We start from the raw sequence: 21,015 nt of genomic DNA, 5'->3' as shown, positions 1-21,015 counted from the left end.
TATTTAAAGGTTAAGGTCTTTTATCCCACCATAGCGGAGTTCCTCCATGATCAGGACCTCCAAGAAGTGATATGCCCTGACTAACTGCAGCGCTGTTATTTAAGTATTCATTTTGCGGAAACGGACTTCTTCTGATTTGCTTATCAGAGCTGATCAGTCCGTTGCTGAGGTTGTTTACTACCGGAAATATCTTCGGAAAACCTGTACGACGGAATTCAGACCACGCCTCTTGCCCATCAGGATAAAGTGCGATCCATTTTTGAGTGATGATGCGCTCCAGGTTCACATTGAAACTGCTCCCGGCATTCCATTTGATGGTGATGGTACTCAGGTTCGGACTGTTGGCAGCAACACCATTTCCCGGAGTTTTAGGATCTGCATAAGCAGCTGGCTTACTTGTTCCATCATTGATATAGGTACTGGCGTCACCTGCAGCTTTCCCATCTCCACCAATGTTCTGGCTAAATGCGGTTTTGATCCCTGTTTCGTATAAAGCCTGGGCTGTACCACCGGCACTCCAGTTTCTCAATGCTGCCTCTGCACGAAGGAAGTAAACCTCTGCTGCAGTCATCCATTGAACAGGTGTATTTAATTTCACGTTTAGCGTTGAAAAAGAACTATAATCACGGCCAGAAAACCTGCTTCCATTACGGATGCCATGATAATCCTCTACTGAACCTGCCGGTAATGCACTTTTATTAAAAAGCAATCCGATACGGGGATCTTTAAAGCCTTTCAAAAATGACTCCATATTGGCGCCCATCCTGGTATCATTATAAGCATAGGTAATGGTGAATAAAGGATTTACAGTGCTTACCCCATTTACTTTTAATAAGGCATTATCATCATTCCCCAACATTACACCTGCACTGATGGCCTCTTCCGCAGCAAGTTGCGCTTTTGCAGGATTTACATTGGCAATCCGCATCGCCAGTCTGAGTTTTAAGGAGTTGGCAAACTTTAACCATTGTACAAAATCGCCTCCATAAATGAGGTCAAACTTAGCAAGTGGTTTGGCTCCCGGGTTTTTCTGAACAAAGTCTTTAAGTGTAGCAATTGCCACATTTAAATCTTCGAAGAAAGAATTATAAATCACCTCCTGAGCATCATAAGGGGTACTGATACTCCCTTTGCTGAATTTCAGATAGGGTAATGGTCCGTAAGTATCCGTAATCCTGTGCATGCCCATTACTTTAATGATCTGAGCTAATGCGTATGTACTTGGTGAAGAAAGTTCCGATCTTCCCTTAATGTCGAACCATGGTGACATCACATTGGTATAAGCATTGGCAAATGCGGCCCCATACCAGTCGGGAACCATGGCATAGGTACTGTTGTTGACGCCATTGTTGTTAAATGCATTAGAGGTGCCCTGATGTCCGGAATAAATATCCCCCATCAGGCTATAAATCAATTGGTAATTGTTTACATCCGCATTTTCTTTATTATTCAATACCGGGAAAATTTCCGTTTGCATTTGCGTAATGAATCCACCAAGGCCAAGGTTATCGTATTTTAATTGCTCATTGGTTGCCTTCCCCGGATCTGTATTGTGCTCCAGAAAGTTCTTGGTACAGGCACTCAAAAAAAGGAGTATAAACACGGGAAAACAGCGCAGGCTGATCCCGGTTTTTATAGTAGAGAATTTGTTGCTGTTCATAATTTTAAGTTTACAGGTTCACTTTTACGCTGAAGCCAATGCTTCTAAGACTAGGTAACATGAAATAATCTATCCCCTGAAAATAAGTTCCGGTAGAGGCAGTACTCTCCGGATCGAAAGGGGCTTTATTATAAAACATAAACAGGTTACGCCCGATCAGGGATACCGTCACGTCCTGTAATTTATTGCCAAATACTTTTGCCGGAATGGTATAACCCAAAGAAGCTTCTCTCAACCTGACATTGGTAGCGCTATAAACATATTGGGAAAGAACCCCGTTTCCAAGGCCAACCGTTTCATAATATTTTTTGGCATCCATAGGAAAACCATTCACGATTGCCCCTCCGTTGTCCCTGGCATCTGCACTGGCTTTCGAGGTCCCATACCCATCCATCAGGGCCTGAGTGGCGGAGACACCTACTCCACCAATCCTGCTGTCGATCAGGAAAGCAAGGTTGAAGTTTTTATAACTGAAACTATTCCTGAATCCAATATTATACCTCGGATTGGCATTACCGGCTTTCAATAAGTTGTTGTTGTCGATCGCGAGCGCTCCTGAGGAAAGCAGGATATAACCGTGATGATCAACGGCCAGTTTGTTCACATAGATGTCCCCGAAAGAACCTCCTTTTTCAATGAAAGACCGGTACGATCCGGTACCTCCCATATCAAATCTGTTATTTGTAAAAGGAACTCCGGTAATGGGATTAATATAATTCTCCACCAGTTCTTTCACTTTATTCCGGTTAAGGGTAAATGTGGCGGTGGAATTCCACTTCAACTGACCTATATTTCCCGAATATCCCAGGGCGGCTTCTATCCCTTTGTTGTTCACTTTACCTGCGTTTACATAATAATTGGCCACCCCACTTCCATCTGGTGCTTTAAAAGTAAACAACTGATTGAATGTATTTGAACTATACAGTGTCACATCTAAACTGATCGCATTGTTCAGGAATTTGGCATTAATACCAACTTCAGATGCCTTTGTTCTTTCCGGTTTCAGATTCGTCAGTGCCAGATTCGAATTTAAAGTAATTCCACTTGGACTTACGGGATAAGATTCCTGCGTAATAAACCTCGGCAGGGTATTTCCTACTTCACTGTAAGAGCCTCTTATCTTCAAAAAAGAAATGATGTTTTCGGGCATCTTAACCATATCGCTAATGATGGCAGACAAACCTACTGAAGGATAGAAAAAGGACAATTTATTGGTATTGGCCAATGCTGAAGACCATTCGTTCCTGGCAGTAAAATCAAGGAATATCCTGCTTTTATAATTTAATTGCGCATTTCCATAAATGGCCTGACTCTGATCGTAATAACCTTCCTGCAATCCTTGCGAGGGCAATACATTATTCAGATTAAACAAATTAGGGACAACAGCCAGACCGCCACCATTTCCATCTATACTATTTCCGGTAAGGTCATATCTGGTATTCGTTAAACTTGCACCGGCATTGACATTTAATCCAAAATTGCTGAATGTTTTATTGGCCGAAAGCAGGAAATCCGCGTAAGTCTGTTTTGTTCTTTCGTTGGCATTCAGATAAGAACCGTTGTTTGAGTTAGAAGCCAGCAAAGGTAAAGTTGAAGCATGATTTTTAATTTCGTTTACATTTGTGGTGTTGTCCATTCGAACCCTTGCAGAAGCACTTAGCCAGTCGAGCACCTTGTAATTCACTGATGCGCCTAGCATGTAGCGATCTTTATCATTTGTATTGGCATCCCTGTTCGTGATCCAATATGGGTTTTGCATGGAAATTCCCATATCGCCATATGGCCAGAACTGGGTCTTGAAATTACGTTCTGGATTGTACCTTTCGAAAGCTTTATACTTCTCGATATCATCCCCTCGTGGGAAAAGGTATAAGGGTACAATCGGGTTGAAATACTGTCCCTGCGAAATCATGTTCTGATTTTGCATCTTCATATACATCAGGTTCAAATCTACCGTCAGACGGTCGTCCAGAAAACTGGTTGTGTTATGTAAGGTAAGGTTGTAACGATCAAAAGTGTTGTTAGGGATAATTCCCCTCGCATTAGCGGATGCGGCAGAGAAATAGGTCTGGTTCTTTTCAGTTCCGGTAGACAAGCTAATGCTGTTACTTACGTTATGACCGGTCTGAAAAAAGTCTATCGGGTCAAACTTAGTAGGTTCGGCTAATTTAGCTCCCCAACTGTCAAATGTCCCTGGGCTGGAGCTGCCATAGGTATTCTGAAACTCAGGCATTACAAAAGGACGGTAAAAGTTGCTGCTGTTGGAAAAGCTGACACGGGTTTTCTCTGTGCTTCCTTTTTTAGTGGTAATCAGAATCACCCCATTGGCGGCCTGACTTCCATAAAGTGCGGCAGAAGCGGCCCCCGTAAGTACAGAAACGCTGACAAAATCCTCAGGATTAAGGCTGCTGATTCCATCTCCACTATCTCCTCCTCCATAAACACCTTTCGGATTGGTACTGGATTTAGAGAAAAGATTGGGAAGCGGGATTCCATCAAGTACATATAAGGCATTGTTATTGCCAAATATGGATTTATCACCACGCATCACTACCCTGGTAGAACCACCAATTCCTGAAGCACTGCTGTTGATGGTAATCCCGGCAACTTTACCAGACAAACTGTTGATAAAACTTGCATCGGGCACTCTTGTCAGTTCTTCAGATTTTATTTCCTGAACGTTGTAGGTGAGCGCTTTGGTAGATTTCTTAATTCCCATCGCGGTAACCACTATCTGTTCGAGTACATTGCCCTCTTCTTTGAGAATGATATTGATATGGTTTTGTTCTCCGAGTACATATTCCTGTCTGGCAAAGCCAATAAAGGAAAAACTGAGTACATCCCCTGGGTTTGCATCGAGACTAAAATTACCAGAACCATCTGTCGAGACGACTTTACGTGTCCTTTTATTCAATACAGATACACCAGGAATGGCCACGCCTGCGGTGTCTTTAACCACCCCTGTAATTTTAATATACATCAGGTTTGCTGCTGATGGCAACTGAGCATTAGCGATTGCTGTTTTTGGAGAAATCACAATGAATTTGTTGCTGATGCTATAATCCAGAGGTTGATCTTTTAAAATCAGGCTCATCGCATCTGTTAAAGTGGTGTTTTGAAGAGACACATCTATCCGGCCGATGTTCTTCAGGGTATTCCGTTCATAAATAAAACTGTATCCGCTCTGTTTTTCAATCTGGCTCAACACCGTTTCTATTTTGGTGTTCTTCAGCTTCAGACTGATCCTTTGAGAATAACTTTTAGCAGTGGCCATACTAATGGCAAGAAAAAGAAAGAGTACAGTAATTCTCATAACGAGCCAGGTTTTTGATTGTCTGAGTGCCTCAAAAAATTCAGTGAATTTTTTGTTCTTAGCATTTAATCGCATAAATTTGGTTAGTTAGGTTAAAAAATATTCCTTCGCGGGAACTATAATAAGGCCTTCAACTTTATAACCGGTTTGCCCGCCAGCAAATCGGTTTTTTAAGTATCAGACAGGGTAAGCTTGTTGATTATCTGGTTATTTTTATGGTTCTCCCTTCTATATTAAAATGAACTTTTTTAGTGAGCTCCAACAAACGGAGCAATTCAGTTAAGGATACGTTTCTTGGTAATTTCCCTACAAATTCTGCCTGCACATCTTCTGTATAAACGACCTTTACATCGTACCATTTCTCCACCTGCTTCATGAGCAAATCCAGATTAATGGCATCAGTACTAAAGAATCCGTTCTTCCAGGCAATCACCTGATTTACATTGACGCCATTAATAAGGCTGATATCCTCCTGATTTCTATTGATCTGTGCCTGCTGTCCGGGAATGATTTGCTCCTTCCGTGATCCTTTCTTGACCATCACAGCTCCTTCTAACAGCGTAGTATTGATCGATTTTTCTTCCTTATAGGCATTTACATTAAAATGTGTTCCCAATACCTGAACCTCAGCATCGTTATTGAGCTTTACCTTAAATGGTTTATGTGCATCTCTGGCGACTTCAAAATAAGCCTCTCCTATCAACTCAACTTTACGTTCAGTCCCCCCAAACAATGTTGGATATTTTAAAACCGTACCCGCATTTAGCCATACCCTTGTACCATCGGGAAGATTTACCTGGTATTGTCCACCGTTTGGTGTTTCTATGGTATTGAAAGAAGGTATACTTCCTTTTTCTTCTTTCAGGTGATAAACGAGCTGTCCATCAGAGGTTTTAGAGATAGAAATCCCATCCTGATGTACAAGTTCTCCGTTAGCCACTTCATCCAATACAATTTTACGTCCGTTACCAAGGGTAAGAACAGCCTTATTCCCACCTGCAGCAATATCTTTACCACTATATTTAGCAATTAAAGGCTGATCTGTAATCCCGGTTTTATAATAGAAGAACAAGCTGATGCCCAGACAAAACACAACAGCTGCAGCAACAGACCAGATCCTGAACCTGGAAAGCTTTACTGTTTTAGCCATAACTACCGGAGTTGTTGTATTTTCTTCAGCCTGAAATACATTACTTAGGATACGTTCCCGTATCTGTGGAGTAAATTCGTTTAAAAGGGATTCGTCTGCCTGATAAGCAGCTTCCATGAGTTCAAAGAGTGGATCATCGACATCCAGCTTTACCACATGCTCCATAAATTCTGCACGCTCTTCAGCAGTTGCAGTTTTATTATAGTATTTGCCGAACAAATAATCTAATCTTGAATATGACATTTGGTTAGAGTTTAAAAGCTACGCAAAAGCTGCTTTTAAACTAAAGACACATCCGGATCAAAAAAGTGGTAATGGGTTTTATTATTTTTTTCAAATAAATATCAACGGACTCAGGAGAACAATCAGCACGGCCTCATCCATATGGCGTTTAACATGTTCTTTAATGGCCTTGTTGGCAAGGAAGACATGCTTTCTTACGGTTTCAACAGATAGATTCAGCTGGGCAGCAACCTGTTCATATTTTAAGCGCTCAAACTTACAAAGCTGGTAAACCTTCTTTTGCTGAGCCGGTAAACTTTCGATGGCCTGGTCTATCAGCAACCGGAAACCTTCGTAAGAATCCTCCTCCTCTTCTATCATTACTTCCGCTCCGGTCTCCTTTTCTAATTTCCGGAAATTAACCTGAGCAGTTGCCTGCTTACGCAAATGATTCAGGGTATGGTTCCTGGATAGAATAAAGATGTAATTACTAAAACTCTTAATGTGAACCAGCTCTTCCCTTTTTAACCATACTTTAATGAAAACATCCTGAACGATTTCCTCTGTAACTTCTAATGATTCGGTTAGCTTATAGATGTACTGCCCTAAGGATTTATAGTAGGCATCAAACAAGATGGTAAAGGCGCGTTTATCACCATTACTGATCTGTCGGATCAGTTCCAGTTCATTTGGAATAGGTGAAATAGACAAGTTTGGTTGAGGTTTGTTTGGGGAAAGATAATTTATTTATACTGATCTGCAAAAAATATTATAATCATCTGATAAGCGGGGTTTTATGAAAGCAAACTGAGCAAGATCATTTTAAAAGCTGTTTTGAGGCATTTTTCTCCCTGTGCTCCTGTTATAGATTTGCTTCAAATAAATATTACTGATATGAAAAAGTTAATGGTAATTATGGCACTGATGATGGCCGGGTTTTACGTGTATCCTCAATCTTCCCAAACCGGAGAAAAATGGAGAGTCAGACTTAGAGGGCTGGCTGTTATCCCTCAGGAAAGCGCTTCAATTGGAGTCATTGGTGGCGATGCTAAAATTTCAAACTCCTTTATTCCGGAACTGGACTTCACGTATTTCTTTAACAAACATTTTGCAGCAGAGCTGATTCTCGGAACAACGAGGCACAAAGTGAGTACCGTAAATTCAGACTTAACTGCGATAGGTGCTTCAAGCACTGCAAACGTAAATCTGGGCAAGGTATGGTTGCTCCCTCCTACACTGACTTTACAATACCATTACCCTGTTGGAAAGTTTAATCCTTATCTCGGTGCTGGTATTAACTACACTATTTTCTACAGTGCAGATGAAGGTCCGGTAGTCAAGGGAATAGACTATAAAAATAAGTTCGCATTCGCTGCACAAGCAGGGTTTGACTATGACATTAGCAATAGACTGTTCATTAATGTTGACCTGAAGAAGATTTTCCTTTCCACAACAGCTAATGTGGATGGCTCAAACCTTACTCCTTCCGGAAGCCCTCAACTGGAACCTGTATTAAAAAACATTGAAGCAGATGTAAAAATCAGACCCTGGTTATTGGGTGTAGGAATTGGCTGCAAATTTTAGAAAAAAGAATCCTTTAGGTACTCATTCGAATTACCTTTCCGGTTTCTCCGGAAAGGTAATCTTCCGTTTTTTAAATTCATCTTATTTTTTATATTTTACAGCAAAAACAGGAATGAAATTTAAAATAACACCATTAAACATCGTTGGGGTACTGGCTGCCGGAACAGCAATTTTTTTCTACCTGACGCTCAAAAGTACCTATCCTAATATGAACCCAAAGGGTTTATACATCTATATTCTGGGCTTTCTTGCCCTCATCACTTTCATTATCGATCTGATACTCCGTTTTATATTTAAAGACATCAGACGGATATGGACAATTGAACTCATACTGATTGTCATCGTTTTGGCGCCTATCCTCTTTTTCAATCTGAAAGATCAGTAAAAAACATTCAGCTTTCATTTCGTTAATGTGATCTCCCTTGTTAACAGGAATAACCTGACAGAGAAGAATAAGGTGATGAGATAAACTATGGTAAGCACCAATACCTGTATTTCCGTAACGACAAAGCATAAAAACAAACAAAACAGGAACATCATAAGGTTCATCAGCATAGCCATCACTTTCACACTCTTTTCCATAGAACTAAGATTCAATACATTGAGAAATACACTTCCTAACATTCCCAGGGAAGCAGAAAAAAACCAGGTCTGTTGTTCCAAAGATCCCGGATTTTCGAGAAAGGTATACATCATGTGACCTATTGAAAACAGGAGTAACAAGATGATCATTGTTTTATAGGCAGTTTTCATGTGTGTCCGGGCTTAAGTATCATTGATTGAATGCTTCAGATACAAAAGTAACAGGCTATAAAAAAAGAATGTTTGTAGAAACACGACATCTTACCCCATGGAGGGGGCAGAGCCAGCATATTTTTTAAATTCCTTACTAAAATGGGCATGGTCGCAGTAGCCTAGATTCAGGGCTAAACTTAACAGCGATTGTTTAACCAACCTGTTTTCCAGCATGCGGTTGGCATATTGAAATCGGATGATATTGCTAAACTGTTTGGGGCTCAATCCAACATATTGTCTGAAATCTCTTTCCAACTGCCTTTCGGTAGTAAAGTTCTGTGCTGCAATTGACCTGACATCTGCAGTTCCATGACTTCCATAAATATATTGCAATACCAGGGAAAGACGGTGATTGGTTGGTTTGAGTATTTTAGCATAAAAAGTATCAAAACCATTTATAATGTCCTGATCCAACTGCTTTAAATCAGGCATTAATTTCTTTGACATTTCAGTACAACCATCTTTAAACAAATGTAAAGAGTCATGCTGCTGAAAGTTTGACAGGCATCCCGGTTTGAACCGGACTCCGATTAACCGGCATTCCAGAGGTATCGGGGTATGGACCGCATGTGTCATTACACCGCCAATATAAACCTTACCATGTTCCAGAATTACATTTTCAGATGGCACTGCAAATCTCTCTCCGGCATTTATAATCAGATCGACACAGCCATCCGGCAGCAAAGAATCAGAAAATTCACTTGCACTGTCTGATCTTAACTCCCAATAGGCCTCAATAAATTCATTTAAGCCATGCTGAGGTTTATAAAAGGTAAAGCCTGCCATCTCCTTTATTTTTCTGATCTATTTACAAAATCCAGGTATTTCCTGATATTTTGCTCCAGTTCTGTCGGATAAGGATACTGCAATTTATGCGCCAATTCCATTCCCAGCTCATGAACCAAATCCCCATAAGCGATTAACGCCTTCCAGTTGTCTTGCAGGTCACTTCCTGAAAAGGTCGCTTCGATCCTTTCCCACATTTCTGCGGACAAGTATTTCTTAAATAACCGGCCATGTTTATTGGTGGTCACCTTCCATTCATGATCAACTGCGATATACCACTCAATTATTGGAACCAGATAATCCGTACGCATATTGTTTTCGGACATAAATTTTGCATAGAAAATATCCTCTCTTGCCAGGCATTTGATCACATAGGTCATGTCCCACCAAAAGTCATTTAACTTCTGTTCAAATTCTGCTGACGAAGGTTTTTCGATCAGACTTACCTGGTGTGTTGCTGGTTTTAAACGGAGGGTGAGTTCATCTTTGTCCAGAATCACTTTATAGCCTATGTCCCAATCTTCAGGGAGTTCATCCGAGTTTACATCTTCCAGAAATTTGGGAATACTATACAGTTTAAAATCAACTTTTTCATAGTCATCGTACAATACCATCCGCATCGCATGCTTACCCTCAAATGCGGTTTCTGTTTCCGAGATCTTGGCAATCACCTGGCCAAATTCAGATAGCCAAAGGTCATCAGCAAGAACTTTTTGTAAGTCTGCAAACACCAATTCCACATCCAGGTCACTGAATTGGTCGACCGGAGCAAGAGGATTAACCAGGGAACTGGTTAGCAATACCGCCCTGACATTGTCATTACTGCTTGCCCAATCTGTGATTTGCTGAAGTTTTTGATCTCTGCTGTTCATCTGCTTATTACCGGTTAGGATTTCAAAAAAAAACACCTGAGCCAAAGGATCTTCCCAGGCTCAGGTGTTGATCTGCTATGAAAAGCAAGTTATAAATTTTCAAGGGCTTTCTTTACTCCTTCACCTACTGCTTTCGCCGATTGTGGATTTTGTCCGGTTACCAATCGCTGATCCGTAACCACATGTTCCTGCCATGGACCCGATTTCTCATAAATTCCGCCACGTTCTTTCAATAGATCTTCCAGTAAAAACGGAACTACCTTTTCCAATTTAACAGCAGTCTCTTCTTCATTCGTAAATCCGCTTACTTTTTTACCGTCGATCAGGAATTTCCCATTGCTCAGCCTGATGTTTACCAAACCGGCTGGTCCATGACAAACGGCGCTGACCACCCCATTGTTCTCATAAATTTTGCTGGCAATAGCGGCGATTTCCTGGTTATCAGGAAGGTCCCAAACCGCACCGTGTCCTCCTGCATAATATATCGCCAGATATTCTTCCGCTTTTATTTCCGAAGGTTTATGGCTATTGCTGATCTTTTGATGATCAACCTGATCTTCCCAAAATTCCTTGTTTACGGCATCTGAAAGGTCAAATCCATCCACTGGTGGATTACCCCCTTTAGGACTTACAAAATCTATTTCATAACCGGCTTCTTTTAATACTTTCCAGGCGTGGCTCACCTCTCCGAGGTAATAACCTGTAGCCTCACCGGTACTTCCTTTTTTGTCATGGCTGGTTACCACAAATAAGATTTTCTTTTTCATCTGATTAGATTTTAGGGTTTGCGCATTTGCTGTATTTACAGAGGAGAAAATGGCACAACATGCAAGAACCATCATTCCCTTTTTAATCATCTTCATCGTATTGAATTTAAATGCCACCTTTATTACAACAGATGACGGCACAAAGTTTCAATAAAAATAGAAGTGGCAAAAGGAAGCTGATCACAAAATTTATGTGATTACAATCACACTAAGGATGACTGAGCCGGCTCAATGTCTCTCTGGAAACGCCTATATAGGCCGCAAGCAAAGTTTTCGGCAAACGCTGCAACAACTTCGGATTCAATTTCAAAAACCGGTTATAGCGCTCCTGTGGATTTTTGTTAAGCAGGAACAAAATGCGTTGTTGCAAGGCAACATACCCGGCATGGGATTTCTTACGGAAAAAATTGGCCATCCCCTTCATCTCATTGCAAAGTAACTCTCTGTCTTCTGCTGAGATGACCAACAGCTCACTGTCTTCAATACAGTCTATATTAATGCTCGCCGGGATATGGTATACCAGGGATTGATAATCTGAGATCCACCAGTCTTCCATTGCAAACTGAAGGATGTGTACCTTTCCATCCTCATCAGTATGGTAAGCTTTAAGCAGCCCTTTGACTACCCAATAATCATGAAGTACTGTTGACCCCTCCTGCACCAGAAACTGATGTTTTTTGAGCTTTTTAACGCTGAATTTAGAAAGTACAACATCAAACTCTGCATCTGTTAATGCAATCATTTTTTCTATATGTTGGCGTAAGGCTAAGCTCATCTTCAAATCTATTTAATTTTTCAAAATAGAAGTACAAAATAAAAAGTTAATCAAATGCCTTCAAATCTCTCAGAATTTCCCTGGTGATTTCTTTTCTCAATTTACTGAAATTGGCGTTTGGTTTTCCAAGCTCCTTTCTTAGCCGGGTAGCGAAAAAATAAGGACGGTCTTTATTAACGATATAACCCACCCACCATCCAATATCCTGACCTTCGGTCCGCGTCCAGCCTGTTTTAGACCTCAGTACATACTCCGCATTACTTTCAGTGATCATTACTTTTTTCAGCAGCTCCGTATTTCTTTTTGAGAATGGGGTCTTACCTTCGTACAACTTCAGGAGAAAACTGATCTGATTTTCAGGACTAATTTTCATAGGGCCAAAATTCCAAAAATCATCTCCCTTTTCTGAAAGATCCAAATTCCCATATCCCGACTGTTTTAAATAGCTCAGATATACAGGACGTCTGATCTTTTTAGCAATTTCAATAAATGCCCAACCCGCAGATACTTCAAAGGCCTCCTTTACTGATATATCTCTATAAATCTCCGGACGGTATCCATACAAGGCGGTATCCGTTTTTCCCGGCCATGGGATAATTTCATTTTCATCCTTAATTGTTCCGGTCTCCAGTGCAATCAGCAAGTTGATGATTTTAAATGTAGAAGCGGACTGCATGGGTATTTTGGCATCGACAGCATCGCTATACAACCATTTTTTGCTTTTATAATCGTAAATCGTGATGCTGCCTTCGACTCCGTAAGTACGAAAAACTTTTTTCAATGCTTCCTGAGCATATCCCGCTACGACGAAATTCATAACCATAACCAATAAAAGAAATCTCTTTTTAAACCTGTTTTTGAATAAGGGCATAAGAATTTGATTAGTTTAGAATTTTCTATAAAATCAACACGATTTAAAATGAAACCATCATAAACCTGTTATGGAAATTTATCGATATTATTTTTTACAAAAGCATATAGGGTGTCCAGAAGCAATGACCTTTTTTCGTTAAAAAGATGATGTTGCGCTGTAAATTCCGGGGTCCAGCTAAGCACCTCTTCTTTTTCTAATATAGCTTTTTGCTGAGGAGCCTGCTCAATAGCAATCGTTCTTGCCTTAATTAAAGTCGTTGCCACTTCAGGCAATAACAATTGATTCTGAATCAGATCGGTTACCACATCCAAATGAAAATAGAGCGCAGATTCAAAGTCTTCCCAACCATCATAGCTGAGCCATTCCATCATCATCACCACACAAAACACTTCTGGTTCCAATTGACCTAACTGATCAGGATGCAGCCAGTATTCCCTGGTTAAGTTCTCTTTTTTTTCGACTGCAGCGGCAATTTTTTCCAAAGCTTCTTCTTTGCGGTCCCCACCCCTTCTGATCATGATTTCGGTAAGGGTAAAACATGCTGCTTCAATTCCTGTTAAGGTAGCGGCAACATCAAAATTGTTCCTTAATAAATGCGTTGAAGCCATCTCCGCAGAAACACCTGTCTTTTTAACGATCAGGTCCAGACGTTCCTCTCTAAAGCAATTTTCAGCCTCTTCTATATTTCCACCGGTTTTCTCAAGAAGGCTTAAACCCTGACTAATCCCTATAGGAATCCGATTCCTTAAAATTTCCAGTTTATGCTTATATATTTCCTTCATTTTTCAGACCATTAAGAGATTTTCGCTAAGGTAATTATTATCAATCTATCCGGAAATTTTCTTTTTTTCGCTATTTTGGGCATTCAATAAATGTCAGGTAAACAGCACAAATTATGGCACTGGATTTCCATCGGCTCGACAATAGCGATTACTTATTTGGACTCGACTCCAGTAAATACACCATGCTGGAAGAGCTCTTAGAGACCTTTCAGCACTGGACAGGACTCGCCATCGATCCCTATGCAGATCAGCGCTTATCCCTCGACCATCAAAAAGTACTGATCAGAATAATTGATGATTACGTTGCAAAAACAGACCTTAACAGGGACAAATTAAAAACAACAGTTATCCTGGAATTCAGAGGATTGTTAAGCTACACTTCAAACAACAACTGGGACATAGAACTTCTAGGGGATTAACATGAACGTTAATCCTGATACAAGTCCTTTATCTGAAGCCTCATCAATTTATAGCCCATATCCTTCATGTATCTTTCCATCTGTAATTTTAAATCAATACTCAGGGCATCGTAATCACTACCCACAATCAGCTTACTCCGGTTAAAAAAGAAATCTGCCACTTTTCTTTTGACAAATTCAGATAGCATTGCTTTTCTTTTAGCACCATCCCTATATAAATAGAACACTCTGGCAACAGTTTCAGCTGCAGTATTGAGTATCTCCCAATCCAATGAAAGGGTCAGATGAATCACTTCAGCAGTTTCTGTAGCTGCGCTAACTTTAAGTGTATCAATTCCGGGTAAGGTAGAGACGAAACCGCTAACCTGCTCAATTAAGGGAATACGAAAATGGGTTCCATGAACTACCGCTTTTTGAAATTTCCCAAATCTTTCAATGATCAGAATGGAATTTGGAGGTACACGAACGATACCCGCAGCCACAATAGCTACACCAACAATCAGCATAATGAAAAGATAACTCATGGAACGATTTCTTTTATAAAGGTTCTGCCCAATTTAAGCATTAATCAAACTGTTCGCTTGAAATCCCGAAATTTCAGGTAAAAACTAATGGTTCAGCAATTACAGCAACACCTTTTTGGGACGAATTGCCCTATTTACCTGTACAATAACTCCTTAAATTTAAACTGTTTTAAGGGACATGCCGAAACCCCTGAAAGCAGTAGGCAAAATTCTAAAGTTTTATTCTTTTTGATCTATAAAAGAAATATAAAAACCCAACCTGAGATCATCCAGGCTGGGTTTTTATATAAATTATTGTAGTTTTTCCTATTTACAACTTAATCTTCACAAAATACAACCTGTTCCGATCTACAGATTTAGTAAACGGTAAAATTTTCTGACTGAAAGTTCCGCCGGGTCCTGGAATCACCCCGAAGTCATCATCATTAGAAATTACCAGCGTATTCCCATTAATCAGGGCCAAACCTTCTGCTTTATCATGAGGGTAAATGGATGGCAACTCTGTTAAAAGATCCAGCACCTGAGATTTGCTTACCGGAACAATCCCTGCTGTAGTAAGACCTGCCTGATCCTTAAGCTCTTCAACCGTCTTATTATCAAATAGTTTACCATTAGGCCCGTTAGCAGAATCAGAAATATCAGTAGCCTTAGACAGATCTATCTTAAATACCCTTTTGAAGGCCGCAGCTCCGGTTAGCGCTCCGGCATATCCACCGTCCCTTTCCAGTGTCAAAAAGGTTGTTGCATTAACAGCTAAAATTTCACTTACACCTGTCAATGATGGGTTGTCCATTAAATAAACATATTGTTTGGTAGTCGCTGTAGCAATATCGAAAGTAAGGATCCTTAAGACAACAGAATTGGTTGTCGTTCCGTTAATAGAATTAGACATTGGCGACTGCATGATGCCTACCAGTGTTTTTCCATCCGGAGTAATGGTCAGCCCTTCCATCCCACGGTTTGCTTTGCGCTTTAGAAAGACTGCCGGAATACTTCTTCCACCAGTCCCGTTACCAAAAGGATTGATCCTTTCTATAGTGCGTCCATTAGCATCCACGTGTAAGAGGTGTGGCCCATACTCATCGCTGATCCAAAAACTGCCATCTGATGCCCTGACCAATCCTTCAGAATCTACTCCATCGATACTTGGACTAAGTATCGTCCCGGTCAGGTCAAGTGCTGTTTCTCCTGTAGATCCTGCTCCTTTCGGGTTAGGTAAACCATTTAATGGCTGGCCGGCGGCATTTTTAAGTTCGATGGTTTGCTCCAGAACCAGTTTTCCATCTTTCAAACGGAATTTTCCAATCTGAGGAACGAAATCAGCCTTGCCAAAAATCTTGATATCTGAACTAGGTCCTTCGGCATTTGGCCCACGGTCTGTTAACAGGTAAAATACATCCGGCGAGTTTGGGTCGATTGCCACCGCAGATCCGAATCCACCATTGTATACTTTCACTCCATTGGATGCTTCAATCAGCAATTTAGGATCAGAAGCCTCTGCCATATCCGGATAACTGACCTGAGGCTCCGTAGGGTCGTTGTGTTTTTTGCAGGAAGCAAAGAGTACCGCAAGGGCGAAAGAAGAAAGTAGTAGTGTTCTTTTCATAGTAAATTTTTATCTGTTTACAAAAAGAGCATCAGACTGTGAACAAATTGTTAAGCCCGGGATAAGTTGTATACCTCAGCATAAAAGAATAATCGTAAAATAATCCCCAGAGATGATATATTTACGGCAGAAGCCGGTTCAGCTCCTGAACCTGGCTGATAAAATAGTCAATGGATAGAAAACTGAAAAGATGATAATGAATACTGAAATTGTAAAATTACATACGGCAGGATTAGTGGTTCTGAAGGATCAAAAATTGCTACTTGCTTTTAGCGGAAATAAAAAAGCCTGGTACCTTCCGGGAGGTAAAATCGATGCCGGAGAAACATCAGTAGAAGCCATAATCAGAGAGGTAAAAGAAGAACTCAACCTCGAGCTTAATCGGGAAAAGCTGGTTTTATATCACCACATCACTGCCCCTGCCTATGGTGAGCACACCCACATTCAAATGGAGCAGGATTGTTTCTTTTATGACCTCACAGAAGAAATTGTACCCAGCAATGAAATTGACGAAGTAGCCTATTTTGATTTACAAACCTATTTGCAGGAACCCGCGCAGGTTCCCGGTGTCCTTATGCTTTTCCAAAGCCTGGAAAGAGATGGTCTGATAGCTACTCATATTTAAGGGCATCTATCGTGTTTGCTATAGCAGTTCTGTAGGACTTCACACTAACTGTAATTAAGGTAATGGTCATAGAAATCAGAAATGCAAATACAAATGGCCAGACGCTAAGATCTACCCGGTACGCATAGGCAGACAACCAATGCGAAACCAGCAAGTAAGCAATAGGCCATGCCAGTAAATTGGCGAGAAAAACCATAATCAGAAAGGAACCATTCAGCATTTTGACCAATTCCAGTGTCGAAGCACCCAGAACCTTTCTGATGGCTACTTCCCGTGTACGTTGTGCAGCGATAAATGAGATTAACCCGAACAAACCTATGAAGGAAATGAAAATGATTACCCCTGAAGCAATTTTAAAAAGTGTCCCTGTCAATTGCTCGGTCTGATAGTAACTATTGATATTATCGTTTAGAAAATTGGCATTGTAAATATAATTGGGATAGGTACTATTCCACAAACCGGCTATTTTCGTCATCGCTGATTTTAGTTGTTTGCTGTCCAGTTTAACAGCAAGTTGATAGTACTCTCCTTTTTGAGGATAAATGACCAGGGGCGAAATGCTTTCTTTAAGAGAAAGGTCGTTGTAATCTTTAACTACACCAGTAACCGGCATCAGAAATCCATTTGCTTTCAGCATTTTACCAATCACCTCCTGCGGATTTGAGATGTTCATCTTTTTTAGAAAAGTTTCATTTACCACACATCCATTGGTGGTATCACTCTTTATAAAAGCCTTACCCGCTATTAGCTTTAAATCAAACAACTTGAAATAGTTTTCATCTGCTTTAGCATTTCTAAGCTCAAAATCAACGTTCTTTTGACCATTATAGCTAAAATCAGTGCTGGTGATGTTATCTGAAGAAGGAGGCGTCTGACAAAAACTAATCATCTCTATTCCTGGAATTTGCATCAACCTTTCTCTAAAGGTATTGTATTTCGCCTGGCTTAAGCTATCGGTTGGCATTTCAACCATTGCGATTGCATCTTTATTGAATCCCAATGGTTTTTCACGTAAATATTTCATTTGGGACATAATAACCAATGTGCCAACAATCAGTACGATAGTAATGGTAAATTGCAACACGACCAGAATTTTCCGCAAGCTTAGTCCACTGGCATTTACAGTCACCTTATTTTTAATCGCTAAAACCGGGCTAAAGCCAGACATGATCATGGCAGGATAAAAACCAGCGAGGAAACTCACCAGCAAGATCATTCCCCCCATAAATAAAAAGATGACAGGTTCTCCGAATAAACTCAAAGGAGTGGGGTCTTTAAAAAGACTGCGCATCCCGGGAACCGCAATCTCGGTCAATATGCAGGCAATGAGCATTGCAACAGCGGTGATGACAAAGGTTTCGGTTAGAAATTGAACCACAAGCTCTTTACGTTTACCTCCTATCACTTTACGTACCCCTACTTCTTTAGAACGGTTAACCGACTGTGCGGTAGCCAGATTAATAAAGTTGATACAGGCGGTAAGAATTAAAAACAAGCCAATAATTCCCAACCCATAAATTTCTGTTTTGCTAATTCCTGCATCAGCAAAACTTCCATATTTCCCATCAAAATGGATATCGGCTAAAGGCTGCAATGCATTAGATTGCCTGCCTAAGGTCCGGCTTTCCGGATAATATTTTTGATTAAATTTTGCTAAAGGCTCTGTTAAATCTGCGATGTTCATCCCCTTTTTCAAGAGGGCATAACACTCCATATTTGAATTTACACCATCCCAGTTCACAAATTTCTTACTATTAAAAGTGGCATAACTGATCACAATCTTTAAGGGAAAGCTGCTGTTTGCCGGCATGTCTTTAAATACGGCGGTCACTTTTAAACTCTTTTGACTGCCCAGCATAAAGCTCTTTCCAATCGCCTTTTCTGTACTGCCAAAAAAACGGATGGCCGTACTTTCTGATAAAGCAGCGGTATTAGGTGCTGATAAAGCCTGTTGAGGTTTTCCCGATAGCCATGGAATATCAAAAATCTCGAAAAAATCAGGTTCTGTATAATATACTGGCTCATTGGCTTTTATAAAATCCAGCCCCTTGTCATCTTTTACATAAATAATTCCCCATTTTTTTATGATCCCTGCAACCTTTTCCAGGCCAGCCAATTCATTTCTTGCCGCTGGAATCAGGGGAAGTGGAATTCCTTTTGAATGATCGTCATAATTTGTATAGCTCCAATTGGTCACAAACCGATAAATCCGATCTGCATTTTTATACCCTTTATCAAAACTAAGCTGATAATTGATAAATATAAAAATGAGCAGGCAGGCCGCAATCCCAATGGATAAACCAGAAATATTGATCAGTGTATATCCTTTATTCTTCCAGAGATTGCGCCAGGCAATTTTAAGATTCAGTAGAAACATAATATTGGTTTTGAGACAAACAACCATTGCCATGCCAGAAACAAAACAACATACAACAGCCTAATTAACAGCAACATGTATTGATGAAACTCCAAGGATGTTCATTTTTGAACAACTATTGAACGATAGCGTACAGCGCTTATACCACTCCTCCTATATCCATTTAACATTTTTTAACTTTTCTTTAACACCTATTAACGCAACTGAGTTGTATTTTTGAGATTCAAAGTTGGTTTACTTTGAGGTTGATAATGGGTCGGAAGGCAAAGGCTTGGTCGCTGTTGCCCTAAGACAAAAATAACCAGGAGCCCCCTCCTGATTGTTTATATCCAAACGGGATAAAAGATGGATGTCTTTTATCCCGTTATTACAGGAACTAGCCGTTCCCATCTGTACTTAATACTTCACTCATATAATCAAAAAACGGGCGCATTTCCAGGAAAGTCTGCCCTACTGCATTTAAAAAACCTTCGGCCAATACCTCCTGATCTGAAAATGGTCTGATGAGCAGGAACTGTTTGTAGCGCAACAAATCAATTGCTTCATGTTCCAGATCAAACCCTTTAGGTTTGGTTTTTAGCTGCTCACCTTTCAATGTTCCAAAATTTGAAATAAAGGAAGGACTATTTATGATTTTTCTCAAAGGAGCATCATCAAAAGAAATGTCATCCCTGATGAGTTTAAGATCTGCAGCTGAAGGACCCCAGAAACCACCGGCAACAAAACTTCTTCCTTGTTCGATGTGGAAATAATATCCACCTCTGCGGAATTTGGTTGCCCGGGTAAAACCGCCTCCCCAATAGGTCTGGTAAGGTGTTTTGTCATGAGAGAAACGGACATCCCTGTAGATGCGGTATAAGGCTCTTTTCCCTGAAGGGGTTTCTATCAGATCATGGGTATTGAGTTGTGCCAGTAAAGCCTCAGTAAAGTCTTCCATAAGGATTTTTTCCTGCTGATATACCAACTTATGCTCATTGAACCAATCCCTGTTGTTGTTATTTTTCAATTGATCTAGAAAGTCGAAGCCAGACTGGTGTACGCGTAACGGTTTAGAAGAATAATTTGCCATAGGGCGGATAGAATGTATTTTAGGTTTATGCTTTAGCAAGCAATTTAATGTCTTTTATTTCGAGTATTTGTTTTGGATAACCTTTCAACACACTATTGATCATCGCCAATCCGACATCATGCATGGTACTTACCCGGTTCGGTATCAATAACTTTAGTAAAGGATACAGTAAGCTGAACGCCTTGTAAAAACTTTTAACATTTTGTTGCCCGGCTGATGGTTTCATAAAACCGGGGCGAAAATTATATACTTTTTTAAAAGGCAACCTCATCAATGCATTTTCAGTCTTCCCTTTTACGCGCGCCCACATGACACTTCCATTTTCAGAACTATCGCTGTGACTTCCCGACACATGACTAAAGACCATCTGAGGATTAAGCGTCAACAATTCTTCTGCAAAATGAACTGTGGTATGATAAGTAATATTACTATAATCTGACTCATTCATACCCACAGAACTTATCCCTGCACAATAAAAACAAGCATCGTATCCGCTTAACTGAGTTGAAAATTCATTCAGATCCAGAAAAGAGGGCACAATACATTCCTTAAGCTTAGGATGCTTCAGGGAGTTGGATTTACGGTTTACCATCAATACTTCCTTTACCTGTGGGTGTTCCAGGCAGTCCAGCAGTACCCCTTCACCTACCATACCGGTAGCTCCTGTCAGGATTACTTTTATTTCCATGATTCAATATACAAATAGGAAGCGAAACATTGAAAAAGTAAAATGGTGGCCTTATCAGTAATATTACAATGCGAACTCTGATTTTGAGCGTTTATTTTTATAGATTGATTAAAACACACTTATAAAC

General features: G+C 40.3%; 20 protein-coding genes. 4 read left to right on the top strand and 16 right to left on the bottom strand.

Annotation, left to right across the window (positions count from 1 at the left end):
- Positions 1-10: 10 nt before the first annotated feature.
- The 4 genes from BUC20_RS12785 to BUC20_RS12770 all read right to left on the bottom strand — a co-directional run bounded on the left by BUC20_RS12785 (position 11) and on the right by BUC20_RS12770 (position 7,056).
- The gene (locus BUC20_RS12785) at positions 11-1,660 is read right to left on the bottom strand and encodes a RagB/SusD family nutrient uptake outer membrane protein (RefSeq protein ID WP_073231364.1); all 1,650 of its coding nucleotides are present in this window, start codon (positions 1,658-1,660) and stop codon (positions 11-13) included.
- Between the two features lie 10 nt (positions 1,661-1,670).
- Entirely contained in the window at positions 1,671-4,973 is a 3,303-nt protein-coding gene (locus BUC20_RS12780) for a SusC/RagA family TonB-linked outer membrane protein (protein WP_073231813.1), read from the bottom strand.
- A gap of 199 nt (positions 4,974-5,172) precedes the next feature.
- Positions 5,173-6,366 (bottom strand): FecR family protein, encoded by a 1,194-nt coding sequence (locus BUC20_RS12775; protein WP_073231362.1) that lies wholly within the window; start codon positions 6,364-6,366, stop codon positions 5,173-5,175.
- A 90-nt stretch (positions 6,367-6,456) separates the two neighbouring features.
- Positions 6,457-7,056 carry an RNA polymerase sigma factor gene (locus BUC20_RS12770; protein ID WP_073231361.1) on the bottom strand — a complete coding sequence of 200 codons (600 nt, stop codon included), beginning with the start codon at positions 7,054-7,056 and terminating at the stop codon, positions 6,457-6,459.
- Positions 7,057-7,239: 183 nt separating this feature from the next.
- Between BUC20_RS12770 and BUC20_RS12765 the strand changes: the two genes are divergently transcribed.
- Positions 7,240-7,929: an OmpW/AlkL family protein gene (locus tag BUC20_RS12765; protein ID WP_073231359.1), complete on the top strand. Its 690-nt coding sequence runs from the start codon at positions 7,240-7,242 to the stop codon at positions 7,927-7,929.
- A 112-nt stretch (positions 7,930-8,041) separates the two neighbouring features.
- The gene (locus BUC20_RS12760; protein ID WP_143166776.1) at positions 8,042-8,314 is read left to right on the top strand and encodes a hypothetical protein; all 273 of its coding nucleotides are present in this window, start codon (positions 8,042-8,044) and stop codon (positions 8,312-8,314) included.
- Between the two features lie 14 nt (positions 8,315-8,328).
- Here the strand turns inward: BUC20_RS12760 and BUC20_RS12755 are convergent, their stop codons facing one another.
- The 7 genes from BUC20_RS12755 to BUC20_RS12725 form a co-directional block, all read right to left on the bottom strand.
- Entirely contained in the window at positions 8,329-8,682 is a 354-nt protein-coding gene (locus BUC20_RS12755; RefSeq protein ID WP_073231355.1) for a hypothetical protein, read from the bottom strand.
- 90 nt (positions 8,683-8,772) lie between these two features.
- Entirely contained in the window at positions 8,773-9,510 is a 738-nt protein-coding gene (locus BUC20_RS12750) for a helix-turn-helix transcriptional regulator (protein WP_073231353.1), read from the bottom strand.
- Between the two features lie 5 nt (positions 9,511-9,515).
- Positions 9,516-10,382 carry an AadS family aminoglycoside 6-adenylyltransferase gene (locus BUC20_RS12745; RefSeq protein WP_073231812.1) on the bottom strand — a complete coding sequence of 289 codons (867 nt, stop codon included), beginning with the start codon at positions 10,380-10,382 and terminating at the stop codon, positions 9,516-9,518.
- An 89-nt stretch (positions 10,383-10,471) separates the two neighbouring features.
- Positions 10,472-11,245, bottom strand: a complete 774-nt coding sequence (locus BUC20_RS12740; protein ID WP_200800935.1) for a type 1 glutamine amidotransferase domain-containing protein — start codon at positions 11,243-11,245, stop codon at positions 10,472-10,474.
- 112 nt (positions 11,246-11,357) lie between these two features.
- Positions 11,358-11,924, bottom strand: a complete 567-nt coding sequence (locus BUC20_RS12735) for a Crp/Fnr family transcriptional regulator (protein WP_073231351.1) — start codon at positions 11,922-11,924, stop codon at positions 11,358-11,360.
- Between the two features lie 46 nt (positions 11,925-11,970).
- The gene (locus tag BUC20_RS12730) at positions 11,971-12,795 is read right to left on the bottom strand and encodes a penicillin-binding transpeptidase domain-containing protein (protein ID WP_073231350.1); all 825 of its coding nucleotides are present in this window, start codon (positions 12,793-12,795) and stop codon (positions 11,971-11,973) included.
- A 68-nt stretch (positions 12,796-12,863) separates the two neighbouring features.
- On the bottom strand, positions 12,864-13,580 hold the full coding sequence (locus tag BUC20_RS12725) for a hypothetical protein (RefSeq protein WP_073231348.1): 717 nt from the start codon (positions 13,578-13,580) through the stop codon (positions 12,864-12,866).
- 113 nt (positions 13,581-13,693) lie between these two features.
- Here BUC20_RS12725 and BUC20_RS12720 point away from each other — a divergent pair, with 113 nt between their 5' ends.
- On the top strand, positions 13,694-13,999 hold the full coding sequence (locus BUC20_RS12720) for a hypothetical protein (protein ID WP_073231346.1): 306 nt from the start codon (positions 13,694-13,696) through the stop codon (positions 13,997-13,999).
- Between the two features lie 8 nt (positions 14,000-14,007).
- Here the strand turns inward: BUC20_RS12720 and BUC20_RS12715 are convergent, their stop codons facing one another.
- Together BUC20_RS12715 and BUC20_RS12705 are read right to left on the bottom strand one after the other, a co-directional pair.
- Positions 14,008-14,523, bottom strand: a complete 516-nt coding sequence (locus BUC20_RS12715; protein ID WP_084528796.1) for an SPFH domain-containing protein — start codon at positions 14,521-14,523, stop codon at positions 14,008-14,010.
- A 310-nt stretch (positions 14,524-14,833) separates the two neighbouring features.
- Positions 14,834-16,129: an esterase-like activity of phytase family protein gene (locus BUC20_RS12705; RefSeq protein ID WP_073231340.1), complete on the bottom strand. Its 1,296-nt coding sequence runs from the start codon at positions 16,127-16,129 to the stop codon at positions 14,834-14,836.
- A gap of 196 nt (positions 16,130-16,325) precedes the next feature.
- Here BUC20_RS12705 and BUC20_RS12700 point away from each other — a divergent pair, with 196 nt between their 5' ends.
- Positions 16,326-16,754, top strand: coding sequence for an NUDIX hydrolase (locus BUC20_RS12700; protein ID WP_084528794.1), 429 nt, complete (start codon positions 16,326-16,328; stop codon positions 16,752-16,754).
- Here BUC20_RS12700 and BUC20_RS12695 read toward each other — a convergent pair.
- The 3 genes from BUC20_RS12695 to BUC20_RS12685 form a co-directional block, all read right to left on the bottom strand.
- Positions 16,741-19,131: an ABC transporter permease gene (locus tag BUC20_RS12695; protein WP_073231338.1), complete on the bottom strand. Its 2,391-nt coding sequence runs from the start codon at positions 19,129-19,131 to the stop codon at positions 16,741-16,743. The genes BUC20_RS12700 and BUC20_RS12695 overlap by 14 nt on opposite strands.
- A 376-nt stretch (positions 19,132-19,507) precedes the next feature.
- Entirely contained in the window at positions 19,508-20,200 is a 693-nt protein-coding gene (locus BUC20_RS12690) for a DUF2461 domain-containing protein (RefSeq protein ID WP_073231336.1), read from the bottom strand.
- Between the two features lie 25 nt (positions 20,201-20,225).
- Positions 20,226-20,888 (bottom strand): NAD-dependent epimerase/dehydratase family protein, encoded by a 663-nt coding sequence (locus tag BUC20_RS12685; RefSeq protein WP_073231334.1) that lies wholly within the window; start codon positions 20,886-20,888, stop codon positions 20,226-20,228.
- Between the last annotated feature and the right edge of the window lie 127 nt (positions 20,889-21,015).

This window comes from Pedobacter caeni, from assembly GCF_900129215.1.
GTDB lineage: Bacteria > Bacteroidota > Bacteroidia > Sphingobacteriales > Sphingobacteriaceae > Pedobacter > Pedobacter caeni.
This window is presented reverse-complemented; position numbering and strand designations above follow the sequence as displayed.